The following is a 17,901-nucleotide window of genomic DNA, read 5'->3' as shown; positions in this document are numbered from 1 at the left end:
AATCAGTGATTTTTTTATTTATAACTGATTCAACGAACCTAAGAAAAAAAATTTGATCTTTTCGTCAAGGTTTTAACCTTCCTTTACCCATTTTTCCAGATATTAAAAAAATGTTGGGTTTCATTCTTCAACCCAACCTACTTAATTAAGTCTTTTTTTCACTAATATAAATGGTTTGAGTTTCTAAAGGATCATTTAATTCATTGATGGATAAATTTTGAGCAATATTTTTCCTTCCTAATGTTACTTTTAAGCCTAACATGGGGTCTTCACCATCGGCTATTAAAAATTGTAAATTATCTAAACTTTCCCAAGATGTTATTTGAGTTAAAATAGCTAAAATTGCTTTTAAATAAGGGTGATTTTTATGTTTATACCAACCTGATTCGATCTTATTTGGCTTATCAAAACCGAGATGAAAAATCATGGAGGGTTGACTAAATAAAGCGATCGAAACTGGTCGAGTTTCTTCCTGTACAATTAAGTTATTACTACGAGCTAAATTGCGTAAATTTTCTAGTTTCTGATAACGTTTGGTAGCTGATTTTAAAGGATTTTGCCAAGTAATTGCTACGGTGCAAAGGTAAGTTTGTAAGAGTAAATGTCCTAATTTTTCGGCTTTTGTTGCCAGATAATTGGAGTTATAATCATTTGCCTCGATAAATAATGGTACTCGATCGACAATTTCAATGCCATAGCCTTTTAAACCTGCTATTTTACGGGGGTTATTGGTAATTAAACGAATCTTATTGATACCTAAATCATTTAACATTTGGGCGCCCATGCCATAATCGCGCAAATCCGCAGGAAACCCTAATTTTTCGTTGGCTTCTACAGTATCAAAACCCCTATCTTGTAGGGTGTAAGCCTTGAGTTTATTCACTAAACCGATACCGCGCCCTTCTTGACGCAAATAGACGACAACCCCTAATCCGGCATTCTCAATCATTTTTAATGCCGCCTGTAACTGCATTCGACAATCACAACGTAATGAGCCTAAAGCGTCTCCTGTCAAGCATTCTGAGTGCATTCTTACCATTACTGGTTGATGTCCAAATTCGTTAATATCTCCTTTGACGATGGCTATATGTTCAGTTTTATCGAGGGTGTTACGATAGGCGTAGATTTGAAAATCTCCGAATTGACTGGGAAAGTTACAAATGGTTTCTCGATAAACAAATCGATCGTACTTCAATCGATAACTAATTAAATCGGCAATGTTAATTAACTTTAAACTATGTTGTTGAGCGTATTGATAAAGTTCTGGCAATCTTGCCATACTACCGTTAGGATTTTGAATTTCACAAATTACCCCCGCAGGATACAAACCTGCTAAACGAGCTAAATCCACTGCCGCTTCGGTATGCCCTGCCCTTTTTAACACTCCTCCTTTTTTGGCTCGTAAAGGGAAAATATGCCCCGGTCTTGCTAAATCGTCAGGTTGTGTGGTAGGATTAATGGCAATTTGAATGGTTTTGGCTCGATCGTCCGCCGAAATCCCCGTACTTACCCCCAAATGTTTCGCACCATCGATACTCACGGTAAAAGCAGTTTGGTTACTATCAGTATTTTTTGTCACCATCAAAGGCAAATCCAACTCGTCTAACCTTTCTCCTGTCATCGCCAGACAAATTAAACCCCTAGCTTCCACCGCCATAAAATTAATCATATCCGGGGTAGCAAACTGAGCGGCACAAATCACATCTCCTTCATTTTCTCTATTTTCATCATCCACTACGACAACTGAGCGACCAGCTTTTATCTCTGCTAAGGCTTCTTCGATCGAATCAAATGGGATATTTTCTATAGACACAATTTCAAACTTACAATTCGGTAATTATTTTACTCAATTTTACCAGAAAACAAAGTATTCCAAGAGTGAATAGTGGATAGTGAATAGTGAGGAGTTTTTAATTCTCAATTCTCAATTCTCAATTCTGCATTCGCTCAAACTAGGTTAGAATTTGATCTTGATAAGAATAATTTTATATATATCTAATGGCTACAAATAACACTGTTTTACGTCAAGAAATTATCGGGTCAAGACGTTTTAGTAATCTTTGGTGGGCGATCGTGGTTTCCATCGGTGGTACTGGTTTTTTATTGGCTGGATTATCCAGTTATTTTCACACTAACTTCCTCCCTCTTACCGATACTTCTACCCTACAATTCGTTCCTCAAGGTATTGCCTTAACCTTTTATGGCGTGGCGGGTACGCTACTGGCTTTATATTTATGGTTAATGATTTTTTTGAATGTGGGTAGTGGTTATAATGAATTTGATAAGGAAAAAGGTACAGTAACTATTTTTCGATCGGGCTTCCTCGGTAAAAATCGCCGTATCGAATTAGTTTATGAATTAAATGATATTCAGGCAATTAGGGCGGAAATTAAAGAAGGTTTGAACCCCAGAAGAACTTTATATTTAAGAGTGAAACCGAAAAGAGATATTCCTTTAACCCCCGTTGGTGAACCTATTTCCCTTTCCAAATTAGAAAATCAAGGTGCAGAATTAGCTCGTTTTTTAACCGTACCCTTAGAAGGCTTATAAGTGAGTGAGCAAAATTAATTGTATGTTTATATCAGGTGTTTAACTTGAGACTTTTTTACCTACGGCTCGATCGAACTTAAAGATTGAGAGTAGGTATTTTTAATGAGATTAGTAATTATGGTATAATGATTAATAGGATAAAATTAAAAAAAAGATATTTTTTTGTTAAATATTAAGTATTTATAACTACTGCTTATATTGTATTGAGTATCTTTTTCCTTAATTGGATAACGGTTCTTATGAATTTTATGTTTGTGATGTTATTCAAAATTCAACAGTCTATAATCAGGAGTTAATGACGTGATTTCTATTACACTACCTGTTAATGTTAGTAATTGGAAAACGGTTAGTTTTGCCTCAACGTTATATCTTTGCCCTGTTCTTGATTTATTATTAGAAAAAATACCCAAAGAGTTACATCCAGAAATTAGGTTAGGATTACAAGAAGCCTTAGTTAACGCCGCAAAACATGGTAATAAACTTGATCCTAGTAAACAAGTTATCGTCAAATTTTCCTATTGTCGAGGAGAATATTCTTGGTTAATTTGTGATCAAGGCACTGGATTTTCTCAACGCTGTTGTTGCCCTTTAGATGAAACGGATTTACCCCCAGAAGAAGCTGAAAATGGTAGGGGGCTTTGTATGTTGCATCATATATTCGATCGAGTTCTCTGGAATAATCAAGGTACAGAAGTTACCTTATGCAAACATTTTGGGAAATTAGTTAAACCATCTTTAGATACATCATATTAATTATTTTTTCCTTGATTTCGATCGATTCTTACTGTCTTCGAAGTCTTCGGAGTCTTCCAAGTCATTCATCATCTATTTTTATGGTTTACTCAGGTTATCTTGTACCCTGAGCATCATTTTAGATCGCCAATCTGTTCTATATATTCTATAATCAGATAACAATTGTGTGAGGCATTTAAAATGGTACTTTCTTTTACAAATAACTCTACATCCTTAAATGGATTATCAGCATTTAAACCAAGCGATCGATTACCTGATAAATTATTCGGTACAGACGGTATAAGAGGCAAAGTCGGCGATTTATTAACTCCGAATTTAGCTTTAGAGGTTGGGGTGGCGGCGGCTAATGTGTGGCAGGAGTTTAAAGCACCTCAAGGAGTGGTGATTATCGGGCAGGATTCCCGTAACTCCAGTGATATGTTATCTATGGCCATCGCATCGGGGTTAACTTCTGTTGGTCTAGAAGTGTGGAATATTGGTTTATGTCCTACTCCTTGTGTTGCCTATTTAACCAAGACAACGGAAGCCATTGGCGGTATCATGATTTCTGCTAGTCATAACCCCCCAGAAGATAACGGCATCAAGTTTTTTGGTTCGGAAGGCACAAAATTAGATAAATTATTGACAAGTGCGATCGAAAATACCTTAAGAAAAAATATTGATGGTGACATTACTATAAAAAGTCGTAAATGTGGTAAAGTTCTTCAACCCCATCACTTAGTACAAAATTATGCACATTTTTTAAGAACTTCTCTCCCTCAAAATTTAGATTTTAGTGGGATGCGTATTGTTTTAGATTTGGGTTGGGGTGCTTCTGTAGAACTTGCTCCGACAGTGTTTCAGGCTTTAGGTGCAGAAGTTATCTCTTTACATTGTCGGGCTGATGGCGATCGAATTAATGTTAACTGCGGTTCAACTCACTTAGGAAAGTTACAACAAGCAGTACAAGACTATAACGCCGATATGGGTTTCGCCTTTGATGGAGATGCCGATCGAGTTATGGCTGTGGACGCTTTAGGGCGGGTGATTTGCGGTGATTATATATTGTATTTATGGGGTAAATATTTAAAAGAAAAAAATCAATTACCCGATAATTTGTTAGTGGGTACAGTTATGGCTAACTTAGGTTTTGAAGTGGCGTGGCAAAAACTAGGGGGTAAATTGCTTCGTACTGCCGTCGGAGATCAATATGTTCAAGCTGCCATGTGGGAAACTGGTGCTATGTTAGGGGGTGAACAATCAGGACATATTCTCTGTCATCATCATCATTTTTCGGGAGATGGTTTACAAACTGCATTACAGTTAACTGCATTAGTGCGACAACAAGGCGATTGTTTAGCATCCTTAGTCAATGATAGTTTTACTCCCTATCCTCAAGTCTTAAAAAATGTTCGGGTAGAAAACCGAGAAAAACGCCTTAATTGGCAAAATTGCGATGCACTACAAAATGGGATCGATCGAGCTCAAACCGCTATGGGAAATCAAGGTAGAGTGTTAGTAAGAGCATCAGGTACAGAACCCTTAATTCGGGTGATGGTAGAAGCACAAAACCACGATATAGTTAACCATTGGACAGATTATTTAGTTAACATTGTTGAAGAAAATTTTACTAAGTAGGGTTTGCTGAAAAAGTCTTTATCGATTAGGGAGATAGGAGTTAGGAGACAGGAGAGAGGAGAGAGGAGAAATACTGAAACATCAAGGTTTTGATGCTGTTAATAGATAGAATAAGTATAGTTGTATTTTAAGAAATAGTTTACTAGACTTGGTGGATAACGTGGGAAGGAAGAAATTAGATAAATCCTCCCAGACGAATACCGACACCGAAAACCACAAATAATACGGCTAGGGTTGTTACACCGATAATGTGATAAGCCAGTTGATTAAGAGTTTCTTTACTGAGATTAGGAATGATAAAAAATCGGGCATGAATGGCTAAAGTAACGGTTAATAATAATATCCCTAATTTGATAAGAATATAACGAGACAAAAAGCTATCTAAATTCCATAATCCTTGAAATTGAGGAAAATAAATCCACGTTAAGCCTAATCCTGTCAAGATTTGTATAGCAAGGGAGATTAATCCCAATGTCTCGAAATTTTGCTCAAAATTTTCGATTAATTCTGGCTCTCTTTTTTTGAGTGCTTTTGGTAATACCATTATGGCTAAGACTAAATGTCCTCCTGTCCAAATGGTAGCACTTAAAGTGTGTAGTAAAACGAGGATTTTAAAATTCATAGGGATTGATAATTTATCTTTATTGATGATATGTTAACTTTTGATAACATTAATTCTCAAATTATTAGAGCTTTGGTATCATAATATACAGAAATAAAATTTTTCTTAACCATCTAAGAAATTAATTATCTTCGTCATCATTATTTTTATGGAGCTTTTAACTGTTAACTAATAGTTTATTATAGTTGTTTATACCTACTCACGGGATAAAGGTTGACATTTTTTTAAAATATGTTAGCTTTTAATGAAGTCGATAACCAAGACTGTTAAAACTATTTAATTTAAAGATTAAATTAAATAAAAAATTAGTTATTATTCAAGATTAATCAATTAATTAGAATAATAAAAGTAGGGTGGGTTACACCCGAATCAACGCTTGTGGACAGTATCAAGCCGACTTGACTGGTAGAAGCAAGAAGTAAACGTCATAGGTAACTATGAGTAAGTTTTATATAACAGTAAAGCTATGTTGGTACAATTAGCCCCAGTTTCTTCCAATGTTGAGTTAGAAGTTAACAATTCCTCCCCTACAAATTGGAATCCTGTTTGTCATATTACTTATAATCGTGATTCTTGGGTGAAACTTAATCAATCTCCCAATGAATATAGTGATAGTGAAGCGTTGTTATTGTGCGAAAAATCTCCGGGAGTATGGGTTAGTTGGGTAGCAGGTTATGGTGAATTTACTCTCGATAAAAGTGAGTTTTATTGTTAAAGTTTCATTAAGAATACTCACCCCTAGGATACACTCCTGAGAAGTAAGTATTATTCAATTCCAGAGTTTAACTAATCCATTCGGTGTGGAAAAATTCTCCTCTAGGTTTGTCAATACGCTCGTAAGTATGTGCCCCAAAATAATCCCTTTGCGCTTGGGTTAAATTCTGGGGAAGTCGATCGAGCCTATAACTATCAAAGTAGTTCAAGGAAGCACTGAAAGCTGGAACGGGAATACCCATTTTAGTGGCTAATACTAGCACGTCTCGCCACGCCTGTTGTCGATCGAGAATACTTTGTTTAAACTCAGGCGCTAAAAGGAGATTCGCTAGATTGGGGTTATCGGTGAAAGCCTTGTTAATTTTGCCCAAGAAACCCGCTTTAATGATACAACCCCCCTTCCAAATTCGAGCAACTTCGGGTAAATTGACATTATAGTCAAATTCTGCCGAAGCCTTGGCAATTAAAGCCATACCTTGAGCATAGGAACACATTTTGGAGCAATATAAGGCATCCTTAATTTTAGTGATAAAACTGTCCACATCACCGTCAAATTTTTCGGTAATTCCCGTTAATTCCTTGGATGCTAACACCCTTTCTTCTTTGTAACTAGAAATCGATCGAGCATATACTGCCGCATAAATAGTGGGAATAGGTACTCCCATTTGTAAGGAATTAATCACAGTCCAACTACCTGTACCTTTTTGTCCTGCTGCGTCCACAATTAAATCAATAAGATGTTTCCCTGTTTCAGCGTCTTTTTTCGGGAAAATATTAGCAGTAATCTCAATTAAAAAAGAATTTAATTCTTCTGTAGTATTCCAGTCGCTAAACACCTCCCCTAGTCGATCGTTATCTAACCCTAAGCCATTTTTCAATAAATCGTAGGCTTCTGCGATTAACTGCATATCCCCGTATTCAATGCCATTATGAACCATCTTGACGTAGTGACCTGCACCACGAGGTCCAATATAGGTAACACAAGCGCCATCATCCACTTGGGCGGCAATTTTGGTTAAAATCGGCTCAAGTTCATCATAGGCGGCTTTCGTACCCCCCGGCATCAAAGAAGGTCCATTTAACGCCCCTTCTTCACCACCACTTACTCCCATACCCATGAACCCTAAACCAGTGGCTTCTAGCTCGATCGTGCGTCTTTCTGTGTCTTCATAGAGGGAGTTACCACCATCGATAATCATATCGCCGTCATCTAGTAAGGGCTTGAGTTGCTGAATGACTGCATCCACAGGCGCACCTGCTTTCACCATGACTAATATTTTACGAGGACGTTCGAGAGTTTGCACAAATTCTTCTAAAGAATAAGCCGCTTTAACGTCTTTACCTTGCGCCCTTGTGGCCATAAATTCTTCTGTTTTGTTAGGGCTACGGTTATAAACGGCAATGGGGAATCCTCTACTTTCTACGTTAAGGGCTAAATTTTCCCCCATAACTGCTAATCCGATGACTCCAAAGGTTCTTTTGGTCATAAAACAATACCTATTCGATCGATAATAAATTTATTTATCTTTAGGTTAACTCGATCTTTTAGGAATAGTTCACTTAAATTTAGCAGAAGGTTAGCTCAATTCTCAATTCTCAATTCTCAATTCTATTCTTTACAAGATTGATATTGATATAGGGAAAAAATCGCTATACTAAAAATCAATAAAGCAAATTAATTAAGTGCTGAATGATTTTAAGCTATTGCCTAAATCCTAATTGTTCTGAACCACAAAATCATCCTAGTGTGAAAAACTGTCAAAGTTGTGGTTCTAATTTAATCTTGCATAATCGCTATCGATCGATCAAAAAAATCGGTAAGGGCGGATTTGGTGCGACTTTTTTAGGGGTTGACTTATCCTTACCCGGTAATCCTTTTTGTGTTATCAAGCAATTAAGACCCACATCTAATGATCCAGAGACATTTCAAATGGCATTAGAATTATTTGAGCGAGAAGCCAAAACTCTAGGCAAAATTGATCACCCTCAAATACCAAGATTATTAGATTATTTTGAAGATACTAAACATTTTTATCTAATCCAAAGTCTCGTCAAAGGGAAAAATTTACAACAGGAAGTCAAGCAAAATGGCATTTTTGATGAATCTCAAGTGAAGGCATTTTTAACAGAAATTTTACCAGTTTTAAAATATATTCACTCCCTAAAAATGATTCATCGAGATATAAAACCCGCTAATATTCTGCGCAGAGAACAAGATGGTAAATTGGTTTTAATTGACTTTGGGGCAGTAAAAGATCAAGTTCAGACACAATTAACCAATCAAAATTACGGGCAAACAGCGTTTACTCAATTTGCAGTTGGTACAATGGGTTTTGCTCCCCCCGAACAATTGGCAATGCGTCCCATTTATGCCAGTGATATTTACTCCATCGGGGCTACTTGTTTATATTTAATGACAGCAAAGTCACCAAAAGATATAGAGATGGATGAATTAACAGGAGAATTATTGTGGGAAAAAGAAGTTCGTCTTAGTACAGGTTTAGGCAAAATTTTGCGTAAAATGTTAGAAGTTGATGTGCGTAATCGCTATCAGTCGATCGATGAAGTTTTAACCGACTTAGATATAGCACCTTATGAGGAACAACTAGAAAAAAATTTATCAACCCATGGCAAAACAGAGCCTACTCCTGAGAAAGAAAAAGAATCTGACGGTGAGGATAATACTTATATATCCCCAACTTCTCGGTTAGCCATAGCAATTCGAGCGAGAAAATCTCGTCAAGGGAAAAGTAAATATACCGTGCAAGTTACCCCTGAATATCTTTTAAGTGCTTATGCTCACGGGAGAATGGATTTTAGTCAACAAGTGTTTAATAAATTTAATTTTACACAAGCGAATATTCCAGACATCAATTTTCGTAATTGTAAAATGATTCAATCAAAATTTGAAGAAGCTAATTTAACAGGAGCTAATTTTTATAGCGCTAACCTATCAGGGGCAAATTTTAATAAAGCCAACCTCAGAAAAGTTCATTTTCTCAAAGCTAATTTACAATCAGCAGATTTTCGAGGAGCGGATTTAGAGAAAGCAAATTTAGAGGGAGCAAATTTAACCGACGCTAATTTATGTGGTGCAAATTTAACTAATGCTAATATTACCGAAGAACAGTTACAACAAGCTCAAACTAACTGGGCAACAATTTTTCCTGACGGGAAACGTCATATCTGGTAATTTTGAGTTTGTTTAAAAATTGAGAATTATTTATTACTTATTACTTATTACTTCTCTTCATCGATCGACTTTTTAATCACACCTTATTTAAAAATTGATCCAGTCCATGATAATCTTGAAAGTGGCAAATTTTATTATAAATTAACATTTACGAAAGTAAATTAACATTAAATCAGCATGGTTGCAGTACAAGAAAAAACAAACGTCGGTAAAATTGTTCAAGTAATCGGGCCGGTGGTTGATGCTGAATTTCCTAGCGGCAGTCTTCCCCGTATTTATAACGCTATCCGTGTAGAAGGTACTAACGAAGCAGGACAAGAAGTTTCTGTTACCTGTGAAGTGCAACAGCTTTTAGGTGATAATCAAGTTCGTGCAGTATCTATGACTACCACCGATGGTTTAGTCAGAGGTATGAGAATTGTTGATCTTGGCGCACCTATCAGCGTACCCGTTGGTAAAGCTACTTTAGGTCGTATTTTCAACGTTTTAGGTGAACCTGTGGACGAAAAAGGACCTGTTAACACCACAGAAACTTCTCCTATTCACCGTAAAGCTCCTGCTTTCACCGATTTAGATACTAAGCCTACAGTATTTGAAACTGGTATCAAAGTTGTGGACTTATTAACTCCTTATCGTCAAGGCGGTAAAATTGGTTTATTTGGTGGTGCTGGTGTGGGTAAAACCGTTATTATGATGGAACTTATCAACAACATCGCTATTCAACACGGTGGAGTATCTGTATTTGGTGGCGTAGGTGAGCGTACTCGTGAAGGAAATGACCTCTACAATGAAATGATCGAGTCTAAAGTAATTGACTCGGAAAATCCTGAAAACTCCAAAATCGCCCTCGTTTACGGACAAATGAACGAGCCTCCCGGAGCAAGAATGCGCGTAGGCTTATCTGCTTTAACTATGGCGGAATACTTCCGTGATGTTAACAAACAAGACGTATTACTCTTTATTGACAATATCTTCCGTTTCGTTCAAGCTGGTTCTGAAGTATCTGCGTTATTAGGTAGAATGCCCTCTGCGGTAGGTTATCAGCCCACCCTTGGTACTGATGTGGGAGAGTTACAGGAGCGTATCACCTCTACTAAAGAAGGTTCTATCACCTCTATTCAAGCGGTATATGTACCTGCGGATGACTTAACTGATCCTGCTCCTGCTACTACCTTCGCTCACTTAGACGGTACTACAGTATTATCTCGTGGTTTGGCTTCTAAAGGTATTTATCCTGCGGTTGATCCTTTGGATTCTAGCAGTACTATGTTACAGCCTAGCATTGTGGGTGAAGAACACTACAGCACTGCTCGTGCGGTACAATCAACTTTACAACGCTATAAAGAGTTACAAGATATTATTGCAATTCTTGGTTTAGATGAATTATCTGAAGAAGATCGTTTAGTGGTGGACAGAGCTCGTAAAATTGAGCGTTTCTTGTCTCAACCTTTCTTCGTAGCGGAAGTATTCACTGGTAGCCCCGGTAAATATGTTACTTTAGCTGACACTATCAAAGGATTCCAAAAAATTCTTTCTGGAGAGTTAGATAGCTTACCTGAACAGGCTTTCTACATGGTAGGAAATATTGACGAAGTAATTGCTAAAGGCGAAAAACTCAAAGGCTAAAACCTGATACTTAGTTCGTAGTGAGGACTTTAGTCTTCTGAACAACCCCTAAAGGGGTTTACTACGAACCTGTTATAAAATTATTGATATTTTTTGAATTATGACTTTAACTGTAAGAGTAATTACTCCTGATAAGACTGTGTGGGACGAAACTGCTCAAGAGGTAATTTTGCCTAGTGGTAGTGGACAGTTGGGAATTTTAACGGATCATGCTCCTTTGTTGACAAATCTTGACATTGGTGTTTTAAGGGTTCGTTCTGATAAGGAATGGAAATCGATCGCCATCATGGGCGGTTTTGCGGAAGTTGAACAAAATGAGGTTAAAATCCTTGTTAATGGTGCTGAATTAGGGGATTCGATCGATAAGGAATCGGCTCAAAACGCTGTAACAGAGGCTCAAAAAACCCTCGAACAAGCTACTGCAAGTGGCGATCGAGCTAAACAAATGAAAGCCACTCAAGGGCTTAAAAAAGCTAAAGCGAGATTACAAGCGGCGGGTTAAACTCAGATATTGCATATAACTGGTAAGGGGAAGTAAGGAGTAATGAGTCAAGATTGGTTGGTTAAGCCCCTCTGCCCCCAACTTTGGGGGAGTCAAACTTGGTAAAAGTCCCCAGTATTGGGGATTTAGGGGAGGACAAAATAACTTGAGCCATTAATCGAACAGTATTAATTAATAATTTGTTAGATTTATTAGTAGCTTGAAAGATAGCTACTTTTTTTGTGTTCAATTATGATTATATGATTTTATTAAAGATTTTTTTAGGCTTAATTGTACTTCTTTTATTTCCATTTTTAGTTTATGTTTTAGGTTTTTTATCTTTAGGATTTATGTATAAAGGTCATTATCCTAATCAGGAAACTTCTACTTTTAAAGATGGTATAATGATATTATTTTGTCTGACTTTTCCCTTTATTTTCTTAATTTTTTCTTTGAAAACTATTATTAATTTCTAAAATTTTTCGGGCAACATTTTCACTCACAGAGTCCACTTCATTATCTAATATTTTGATCATTTCTTCATAGTCTAATTTTAACTTATTAGTTCGATCGAGATTAAATAATAAGTCTTGAGAAAGGTTAAAAATATTCTCAGCAGTGGCTTTTTCTTGCAATAATTCGGGGACAATTTCTTTCATGGAAACAAGGTTAACAGGAGACATAAAAGAAATAGAAAATCGTAAAATTTTTCGAGCTATCCAAATAGTAATAGGATTGACTTTATAAATCACAATTTGCGGAATTTTTAATAAACCTAACTCTAAATTTACTGTACCTGATTTGGTGATAGCTAAATCTGATCCTGCTAAAATTTCTAAAGTTTCTCCTTCAAATAAGTTAATTTTTACTTTATATTGACTTATTAAGTCTTCAATTTTTTCTCGATATTTAGGTAAAGAAATGGGTAAATAAAATTTGACTAAAGGGAATTTTTCTTGAATTTTTTGAGCAGATTCTAACATGACTGGTAATAAGTATTTTAATTCCTGTTGACGAGATGCAGGTAATAAAACAATCATTTTTTCTGCTTCTTTAATCCCTAATTTTTCCCTCGAATTTTCTCTAGTTGGTGCTGTTTTAATTCGATCGAGCAAAGGATGACCGACATAAACACTACTCAAACCTTTTTCTTGATAAAATTTGGCTTCTTCGGGAAAAATAGCCAGTAATTTGTCAGTAACTTTTAATAGTTGTTTGAGGTCTTGTTGGCGAGGAGTCCACACCCAAAATTGAGGACTAATGTACCAAATAATAGGAATGTGAGGATATTTTTCTTTAAGGGAAGATGCGATCGCCAAATTAGGCCCTAAATAGTCAATTAAAACAATAATATCAGGTAAATTAGTGTGTAAATACTGCTTGGCTTTTTGTTGTATTTTTAGTGTAGGAATAATAAAAGGTAATGATTCTAACAACCCGACAGAACCAATAGCAGTAGTATCAGCGATAATGTTAGCACCAGACGATCGCATTTTTTCACCTCCCAAGCCTTCTATTATCAAAGAAATACCCTGTTTTTGGGCTTCTTGATAGAGCGCTTGAACTAACAATCCTCCTTGTAAATCTCCTGAGACTTCTCCTGTACTAACAAATATCCGCATAGCGATCATGATGATAAAACATCATTGATTTTACCTTAATTTGACCTTAATAGTTAATGTTTTAATCGAGGAAAGAAAAATAGTGTTTATTGGGAAAAAAGTAATTATTTTTAGTTACAATTTATTTGATATTATTTTAGAATTTATGATTATTAGAGGTAAAATTTATGGTTAGATTAATTATGTTAGGAGGACCGGGTTCAGGAAAAGGTACTCAAGCGAATAAAATAGCAAAAGATTTGAATATTACGATAATTTCTACAGGGGATATTTTGCGTAGTGCCATCGAATCTGATGATGCCTTGGGCAAAAAAGCAAAGGAATATGTCGAAAAAGGGGAATTAGTGCCTGATAGAATGATGATTGAATTTATGAAGCAACGTCTTTTACAGGAAGATGTAGCGAAGGGTTGGGTATTAGAAGGTTATCCTCGTACGGCATTTCAGGCGGAAGAATTAGACTTTTTATTAGAAGATTTAAACCAAAAAATCAACTATGCGATTTACTTAGATGTGAGTAAAGAAACTATGATTAAACGCTCTTTAAATAGAGGAAATATTGATGATAAACTAGAAGTTATTAACAAAAGAATTGAGTTATTTAAACAACGCACTACTCCTATTTTAGAATATTATGATTATAAACACACTTTAATTAATATATCTGCGGAAGGTTCGATCGAGCAAATAGAACAAGAAATAGTCGATCGAGCTAAACCATTTATTGATAATATAAAAACAAGTTAGTTTTTAATAAAAATATTTTCAATTAACAAGAATATTAAAAAAATAAGGGTTAAAACCCTCACTACGAACTGAGAAAAAAATTTATGGTATTAGTAACTAACATATTAAAAAATATTAGTGATCATGTTATCTCCAAATAGCAGAAAAAATAAATGTTACCATGAGTAATTTTGACCAAATAATCACCGTCGATGGCTCAGAAACTTTTTATTCTTCTGAGTTTAAAGAGACATTTCACACTAAATATGGAGCAAAAACCGAAGCAGAAATTACCTATATTCAAGGGTGTCAAATTGAGAATAAAATTAAGCAGAAAAATAGTATTAAAATTCTTGATATTTGTTACGGGTTAGGTTATAATACTGCAACAGTTTTAGATTTTATTCTTAAAAATAATCATCAATGTTCGATCGAGAAAGGTTGCTGTGCGATCGAACTTATAGCCTTAGAATTAGATGAAACAGTACCAAAACAAGCCTTAGAAAATAATTTATTAGAATATTGGTCATCAGATACTAGAGAAATTTTACAATTATTGTTAAGAGAAAAAGAGGTAAATTTACCCTTAATAAAAATGCAGTTATTAATCGGAGATGCGAGGGAAACATTATCAAAATTAGTGCCGAAAAACTTTCAAGCTGATGCCGTTTTTCTTGATCCTTTTTCACCGCCTAAATGTCCTCAACTTTGGACAGTAGAATTTTTAACCCTTATTGCACATAGTTTGCATGACGAAGGTATTATTGCCACTTACTCATGTTCAGCAGGGGTAAGAAAAGCCTTTCAATTAGCAGGTTTAACCATAGGAAATAACTTTTCTGTGGGAAGACGATCGCCCGGAACGGTTGCTACAAAAGGGAAACAGTCATTATCTCCCCTTTCTGTTATGGAATTAGAACATCTACAAACTCGTGCCGCTATACCCTATCGAGACCCCTTACTTAAAGATACAAAAGAAATTATAAAGTTACGCCGTGAAGAAGAACAAGCCATAAGTAATTTAGAAAATACTAGCCAATGGAAAAAACGTTGGTTTTCCTGAATATGAAGATAAATTGATCACAAAAGCTAAAGAAAAAATAAAGAAATGTCAGGCAATCTTTAAGACAACGCAACATAACAGAAAATATATCTTATCCTAAGAAGAAGAAGTTAATTATTAAATAGGATTACCAACAGTGAATATTCCGGGTAATATTATCACACTGATAGCAGGAATTTTGCTAACCTTAATCAGTTTGTGGTATGGACAAAATCATGGCTTAATGCCCATACAAGCCTCTCAGGGTGCGGTAGAGGTAGATGATTTATTTAACCTCATGATGACGATCGCCACAGGCTTATTTTTAATCGTAGAAGGCGTTTTAGTCTATTGCCTAATCAAATTTAGGCGCAAAAAAGGCGACAAAACCGACGGACCGGGTATCGAAGGTAATGTACCCTTAGAGATAGTATGGACTGCCATTCCCACCGTAATTGTGTTTATTTTGGCGCTTTATAGCTTTGAAGTATATAACAATCTAGGGGGTTTAGACCCAGAAACCTCCAGAGACTTTCCCCAAGAAGAAATGCAAATGGCAGGAAATCAAGGAAAAATGGTTGCCTATAATCCCCATCAAGGGCATTTATCCTTGGGCATTGGAAACTCCAAAGCTGACTTAGAAGTAGAAGTAAACGGTATTCAATACGCATGGATTTTCACCTATCCTGATTCTGGAGTAATATCTGGAGAGCTTCATGTACCCGTTAACAAACAAGTCAAACTCAATATGAAAGCAGGGGATGTAATTCACGCTTTTTGGGTACCTCAACTTAGGTTAAAACAAGACGTATTACCGGGAAGAGATTCCGCTTTAGCCTTTAACGCCAATAGAATTGGAGATTATCCCATTGTTTGTGCCGAGTTGTGTGGTGCTTATCACGGAGGCATGAAAACAACCCTTCATGTAGAAAGTGAAGAAGACTACCAAAAATGGATTCAAGAGAATACTTTTGCCAATGCCGAAGAAAAAGCCGATACTATGGCAATGATGACTCAACCCATGACGGAAGAAAAACGCTTAGAAATGCACTCTCAGCATTTAGGGGTGACTCCCGAAACCCTTGCTCAACTTCATGATTAAAGAATTAGGCTTGGGGAGACTAGAAGACTAGGAGACAAGGAGACTAGGGGAAATATTTTTAATTGTCAATTCTCTATTTTCAATTATTCTGCATAATTAAAGTAATTTTTCATCAACCAACTTATGAACGCAATTTCAGAAACATCGAATCATAAAGAAAGGAAACTAATTGATTACTTTACCTTTAACACAGATCACAAAGTTATTGGTATCCAGTATCTAGTAACATCCTTTTTGTTTTACTTTATCGGAGGTGCATTTGCCGAAGTAGTGCGCACAGAATTAGCAACCCCTGATCCTGATATTGTATCACCTGAGTTATACAATCAGTTATTTACCCTTCACGGTACGATTATGATCTTTTTATGGATTGTACCTGCGGGGGCGGCATTTGCCAATTATCTAATTCCCTTGATGATTGGTGCGGAAGATATGGCTTTCCCTCGTCTGAATGCCGTTGCTTTTTGGTTAGTACCCCCCGGAGGAGTGCTATTATTAAGTAGTTTTTTAGTCGGTGCGCCTCAATCTGGTTGGACTTCTTACCCCCCATTAAGTTTAATGAGTGGTGTTTGGGGAGAAGAAATTTGGATTGTTAGTGTACTTTTATTGGGTACATCTTCCATTTTAGGAGGGCTCAATTTCGCTACTACTATCCTCAAAATGCGCATGAAGGATATGGATTTGCACAGTATGCCTTTATTTTGTTGGGCAATGTTAGCAACTTCTGCCTTAATTCTTCTCTCTACTCCTGTGTTAGCTGGAGCGTTAATTTTACTTTCCTTCGATTTAATTGCTGGTACAAGTTTCTTTAATCCTACAGGTGGTGGTGATCCTGTAGTTTATCAACATCTATTCTGGTTTTACTCTCACCCTGCGGTGTATATTATGATTTTGCCCTTCTTTGGGGTAGTTTCTGAAGTCATTCCTGTACATTCCCGTAAGCCTATTTTTGGTTATCGTGCGATCGCATACTCCAGTTTAGCCATTAGTTTTTTAGGGTTAATTGTGTGGGCGCATCATATGTTTACCAGTGGTACTCCGGGTTGGTTACGGATGTTTTTCATGGCAACTACGATGTTAATTGCTGTACCCACAGGCATTAAAATTTTTAGTTGGTGTGCCACAATGTGGGGAGGCAAAATTGAGCTAAATAGCCCCATGTTATTCGCTATGGGTTTTGTGTCGTCTTTCTTGATTGGAGGTTTAACAGGGGTAATGGTTGCCTCTGTACCCTTTGATATTCATGTCCATGATACTTATTTTATTGTCGGGCATTTCCACTATGTATTATTTGGTGGTTCAGCATTAGCTCTATTTTCGGGCTTCTATCACTGGTTTCCCAAGATGACGGGTAAAAATTACAATGAAGGTTTAGGACAGTTACATTTTATCTTAACTTTCATCGGTTTAAACATTACTTTTATGCCCATGCACCAATTAGGTTTAATGGGGATGAATCGCCGTATTGCTTTATATGATGTGGAGTTTCAACCGTTGAATTTATTAAGTACTGCTGGAGCTTACGTTATGGCGGTGTCAACTCTTCCTTTCATTATTAACGTGGTATGGAGTTTAGCTAAAGGCACTCAAGCCGAGCGTAATCCTTGGAGGGCGTTAACCCTTGAATGGCAAACAGCTTCACCCCCTATCATCGAAAACTTTGAGGAAGAACCAGTATTATGGAGTGGTCCTTATGACTATGGTATTGACGATGAAGAGGCTGAGGAAGAAAGCGTTTCTGATATGTTAGCCGATGTCAGCGCCAAGTAGGTTGGGTTGCATGAAATAAAACCCAACATTTTCATCCAATAGACTTCTCTATGAGGGTGAGTTGAGTATCTGAGGGTGGGTTGA

15 protein-coding genes are annotated in these 17,901 nt (G+C 36.4%); 11 read left to right on the top strand and 4 right to left on the bottom strand.

Going from position 1 to position 17,901, the window contains the following annotated elements; translation table 11 throughout:
- Window positions 1-145 precede the first annotated feature (145 nt).
- Entirely contained in the window at window positions 146-1,813 is a 1,668-nt protein-coding gene (gene ribBA / locus SYN6308_RS11635; RefSeq protein ID WP_017294616.1) for a bifunctional 3,4-dihydroxy-2-butanone-4-phosphate synthase/GTP cyclohydrolase II, read from the bottom strand.
- A gap of 185 nt (window positions 1,814-1,998) precedes the next feature.
- Between ribBA and SYN6308_RS11630 the strand changes: the two genes are divergently transcribed.
- The 3 genes from SYN6308_RS11630 (at window position 1,999) to glmM (ending at window position 4,920) form a co-directional block, all read left to right on the top strand.
- Window positions 1,999-2,550 (top strand): photosystem I assembly protein Ycf4, encoded by a 552-nt coding sequence (locus tag SYN6308_RS11630; protein ID WP_017294615.1) that lies wholly within the window; start codon window positions 1,999-2,001, stop codon window positions 2,548-2,550.
- A 300-nt stretch (window positions 2,551-2,850) separates the two neighbouring features.
- Window positions 2,851-3,303, top strand: a complete 453-nt coding sequence (locus SYN6308_RS11625; protein ID WP_017294614.1) for an ATP-binding protein — start codon at window positions 2,851-2,853, stop codon at window positions 3,301-3,303.
- 180 nt (window positions 3,304-3,483) lie between these two features.
- Window positions 3,484-4,920, top strand: a complete 1,437-nt coding sequence (gene glmM / locus SYN6308_RS11620) for a phosphoglucosamine mutase (RefSeq protein ID WP_017294613.1) — start codon at window positions 3,484-3,486, stop codon at window positions 4,918-4,920.
- A gap of 175 nt (window positions 4,921-5,095) precedes the next feature.
- On the opposite strand, the gene SYN6308_RS11615 is transcribed toward glmM, so the two are convergent.
- The gene (locus SYN6308_RS11615) at window positions 5,096-5,542 is read right to left on the bottom strand and encodes a CopD family protein (protein WP_017294612.1); all 447 of its coding nucleotides are present in this window, start codon (window positions 5,540-5,542) and stop codon (window positions 5,096-5,098) included.
- A gap of 466 nt (window positions 5,543-6,008) precedes the next feature.
- Here SYN6308_RS11615 and SYN6308_RS11610 point away from each other — a divergent pair, with 466 nt between their 5' ends.
- Window positions 6,009-6,257 (top strand): hypothetical protein, encoded by a 249-nt coding sequence (locus SYN6308_RS11610; protein ID WP_017294611.1) that lies wholly within the window; start codon window positions 6,009-6,011, stop codon window positions 6,255-6,257.
- A 67-nt stretch (window positions 6,258-6,324) separates the two neighbouring features.
- Here the strand turns inward: SYN6308_RS11610 and gnd are convergent, their stop codons facing one another.
- Window positions 6,325-7,743 carry a decarboxylating NADP(+)-dependent phosphogluconate dehydrogenase gene (gnd, locus tag SYN6308_RS11605; RefSeq protein ID WP_017294610.1) on the bottom strand — a complete coding sequence of 473 codons (1,419 nt, stop codon included), beginning with the start codon at window positions 7,741-7,743 and terminating at the stop codon, window positions 6,325-6,327.
- Window positions 7,744-7,946: 203 nt separating this feature from the next.
- On the opposite strand from gnd, the gene SYN6308_RS11600 reads away from it, so the two are divergent.
- The 3 genes from SYN6308_RS11600 to atpC all read left to right on the top strand — a co-directional run bounded on the left by SYN6308_RS11600 (window position 7,947) and on the right by atpC (window position 11,577).
- Window positions 7,947-9,449 carry a serine/threonine-protein kinase gene (locus tag SYN6308_RS11600; RefSeq protein WP_017294609.1) on the top strand — a complete coding sequence of 501 codons (1,503 nt, stop codon included), beginning with the start codon at window positions 7,947-7,949 and terminating at the stop codon, window positions 9,447-9,449.
- A 177-nt stretch (window positions 9,450-9,626) separates the two neighbouring features.
- Window positions 9,627-11,075, top strand: coding sequence for a F0F1 ATP synthase subunit beta (gene atpD, locus SYN6308_RS11595; RefSeq protein WP_017294608.1), 1,449 nt, complete (start codon window positions 9,627-9,629; stop codon window positions 11,073-11,075).
- A 100-nt stretch (window positions 11,076-11,175) separates the two neighbouring features.
- The gene (gene atpC / locus SYN6308_RS11590) at window positions 11,176-11,577 is read left to right on the top strand and encodes an ATP synthase F1 subunit epsilon (RefSeq protein ID WP_017294607.1); all 402 of its coding nucleotides are present in this window, start codon (window positions 11,176-11,178) and stop codon (window positions 11,575-11,577) included.
- Between the two features lie 419 nt (window positions 11,578-11,996).
- On the opposite strand, the gene lpxB is transcribed toward atpC, so the two are convergent.
- The gene (gene lpxB, locus SYN6308_RS11575) at window positions 11,997-13,178 is read right to left on the bottom strand and encodes a lipid-A-disaccharide synthase (RefSeq protein ID WP_026102039.1); all 1,182 of its coding nucleotides are present in this window, start codon (window positions 13,176-13,178) and stop codon (window positions 11,997-11,999) included.
- 167 nt (window positions 13,179-13,345) lie between these two features.
- Here lpxB and SYN6308_RS11565 point away from each other — a divergent pair, with 167 nt between their 5' ends.
- The 4 genes from SYN6308_RS11565 to ctaD all read left to right on the top strand — a co-directional run bounded on the left by SYN6308_RS11565 (window position 13,346) and on the right by ctaD (window position 17,817).
- A complete protein-coding gene (locus SYN6308_RS11565) occupies window positions 13,346-13,924 on the top strand; it encodes an adenylate kinase (RefSeq protein ID WP_017294602.1) in 579 nt (192 codons plus the stop codon).
- 160 nt (window positions 13,925-14,084) lie between these two features.
- On the top strand, window positions 14,085-14,966 hold the full coding sequence (locus tag SYN6308_RS11560) for a tRNA (5-methylaminomethyl-2-thiouridine)(34)-methyltransferase MnmD (protein WP_017294601.1): 882 nt from the start codon (window positions 14,085-14,087) through the stop codon (window positions 14,964-14,966).
- 136 nt (window positions 14,967-15,102) lie between these two features.
- Window positions 15,103-16,047, top strand: a complete 945-nt coding sequence (locus SYN6308_RS11555) for a cytochrome c oxidase subunit II (protein WP_017294600.1) — start codon at window positions 15,103-15,105, stop codon at window positions 16,045-16,047.
- Window positions 16,048-16,170: 123 nt separating this feature from the next.
- A complete protein-coding gene (gene ctaD / locus SYN6308_RS11550; RefSeq protein WP_017294599.1) occupies window positions 16,171-17,817 on the top strand; it encodes a cytochrome c oxidase subunit I in 1,647 nt (548 codons plus the stop codon).
- The last annotated feature ends 84 nt before the right edge of the window (window positions 17,818-17,901 follow it).

This window comes from Geminocystis herdmanii PCC 6308, from assembly GCF_000332235.1.
Lineage (GTDB): Bacteria > Cyanobacteriota > Cyanobacteriia > Cyanobacteriales > Cyanobacteriaceae > Geminocystis > Geminocystis herdmanii.
The sequence above is the reverse complement of the archived record's forward strand: the minus strand, read 5'-3'. Positions and strand labels throughout refer to the sequence as shown.

Excerpts from the sequence above, each read along its gene's own strand:
- SYN6308_RS11610 (WP_017294611.1), top strand. The coding sequence starts at position 6,009 with ATGTTGGTACAATTAGCCCCAGTTTCTTCCAATGTTGAGTTAGAAGTT.
- SYN6308_RS11630 (WP_017294615.1), top strand. The coding sequence starts at position 1,999 with ATGGCTACAAATAACACTGTTTTACGTCAAGAAATTATCGGGTCAAGA.
- atpC (WP_017294607.1), top strand. The coding sequence starts at position 11,176 with ATGACTTTAACTGTAAGAGTAATTACTCCTGATAAGACTGTGTGGGAC.
- lpxB (WP_026102039.1), bottom strand. The coding sequence starts at position 13,178 with ATGCGGATATTTGTTAGTACAGGAGAAGTCTCAGGAGATTTACAAGGA.
- SYN6308_RS11565 (WP_017294602.1), top strand. The coding sequence starts at position 13,346 with ATGGTTAGATTAATTATGTTAGGAGGACCGGGTTCAGGAAAAGGTACT.
- SYN6308_RS11600 (WP_017294609.1), top strand. The coding sequence starts at position 7,947 with ATGATTTTAAGCTATTGCCTAAATCCTAATTGTTCTGAACCACAAAAT.
- atpD (WP_017294608.1), top strand. The coding sequence starts at position 9,627 with ATGGTTGCAGTACAAGAAAAAACAAACGTCGGTAAAATTGTTCAAGTA.
- ctaD (WP_017294599.1), top strand. The coding sequence starts at position 16,171 with ATGAACGCAATTTCAGAAACATCGAATCATAAAGAAAGGAAACTAATT.
- glmM (WP_017294613.1), top strand. The coding sequence starts at position 3,484 with ATGGTACTTTCTTTTACAAATAACTCTACATCCTTAAATGGATTATCA.
- SYN6308_RS11560 (WP_017294601.1), top strand. The coding sequence starts at position 14,085 with ATGAGTAATTTTGACCAAATAATCACCGTCGATGGCTCAGAAACTTTT.
- SYN6308_RS11615 (WP_017294612.1), bottom strand. The coding sequence starts at position 5,542 with ATGAATTTTAAAATCCTCGTTTTACTACACACTTTAAGTGCTACCATT.
- gnd (WP_017294610.1), bottom strand. The coding sequence starts at position 7,743 with ATGACCAAAAGAACCTTTGGAGTCATCGGATTAGCAGTTATGGGGGAA.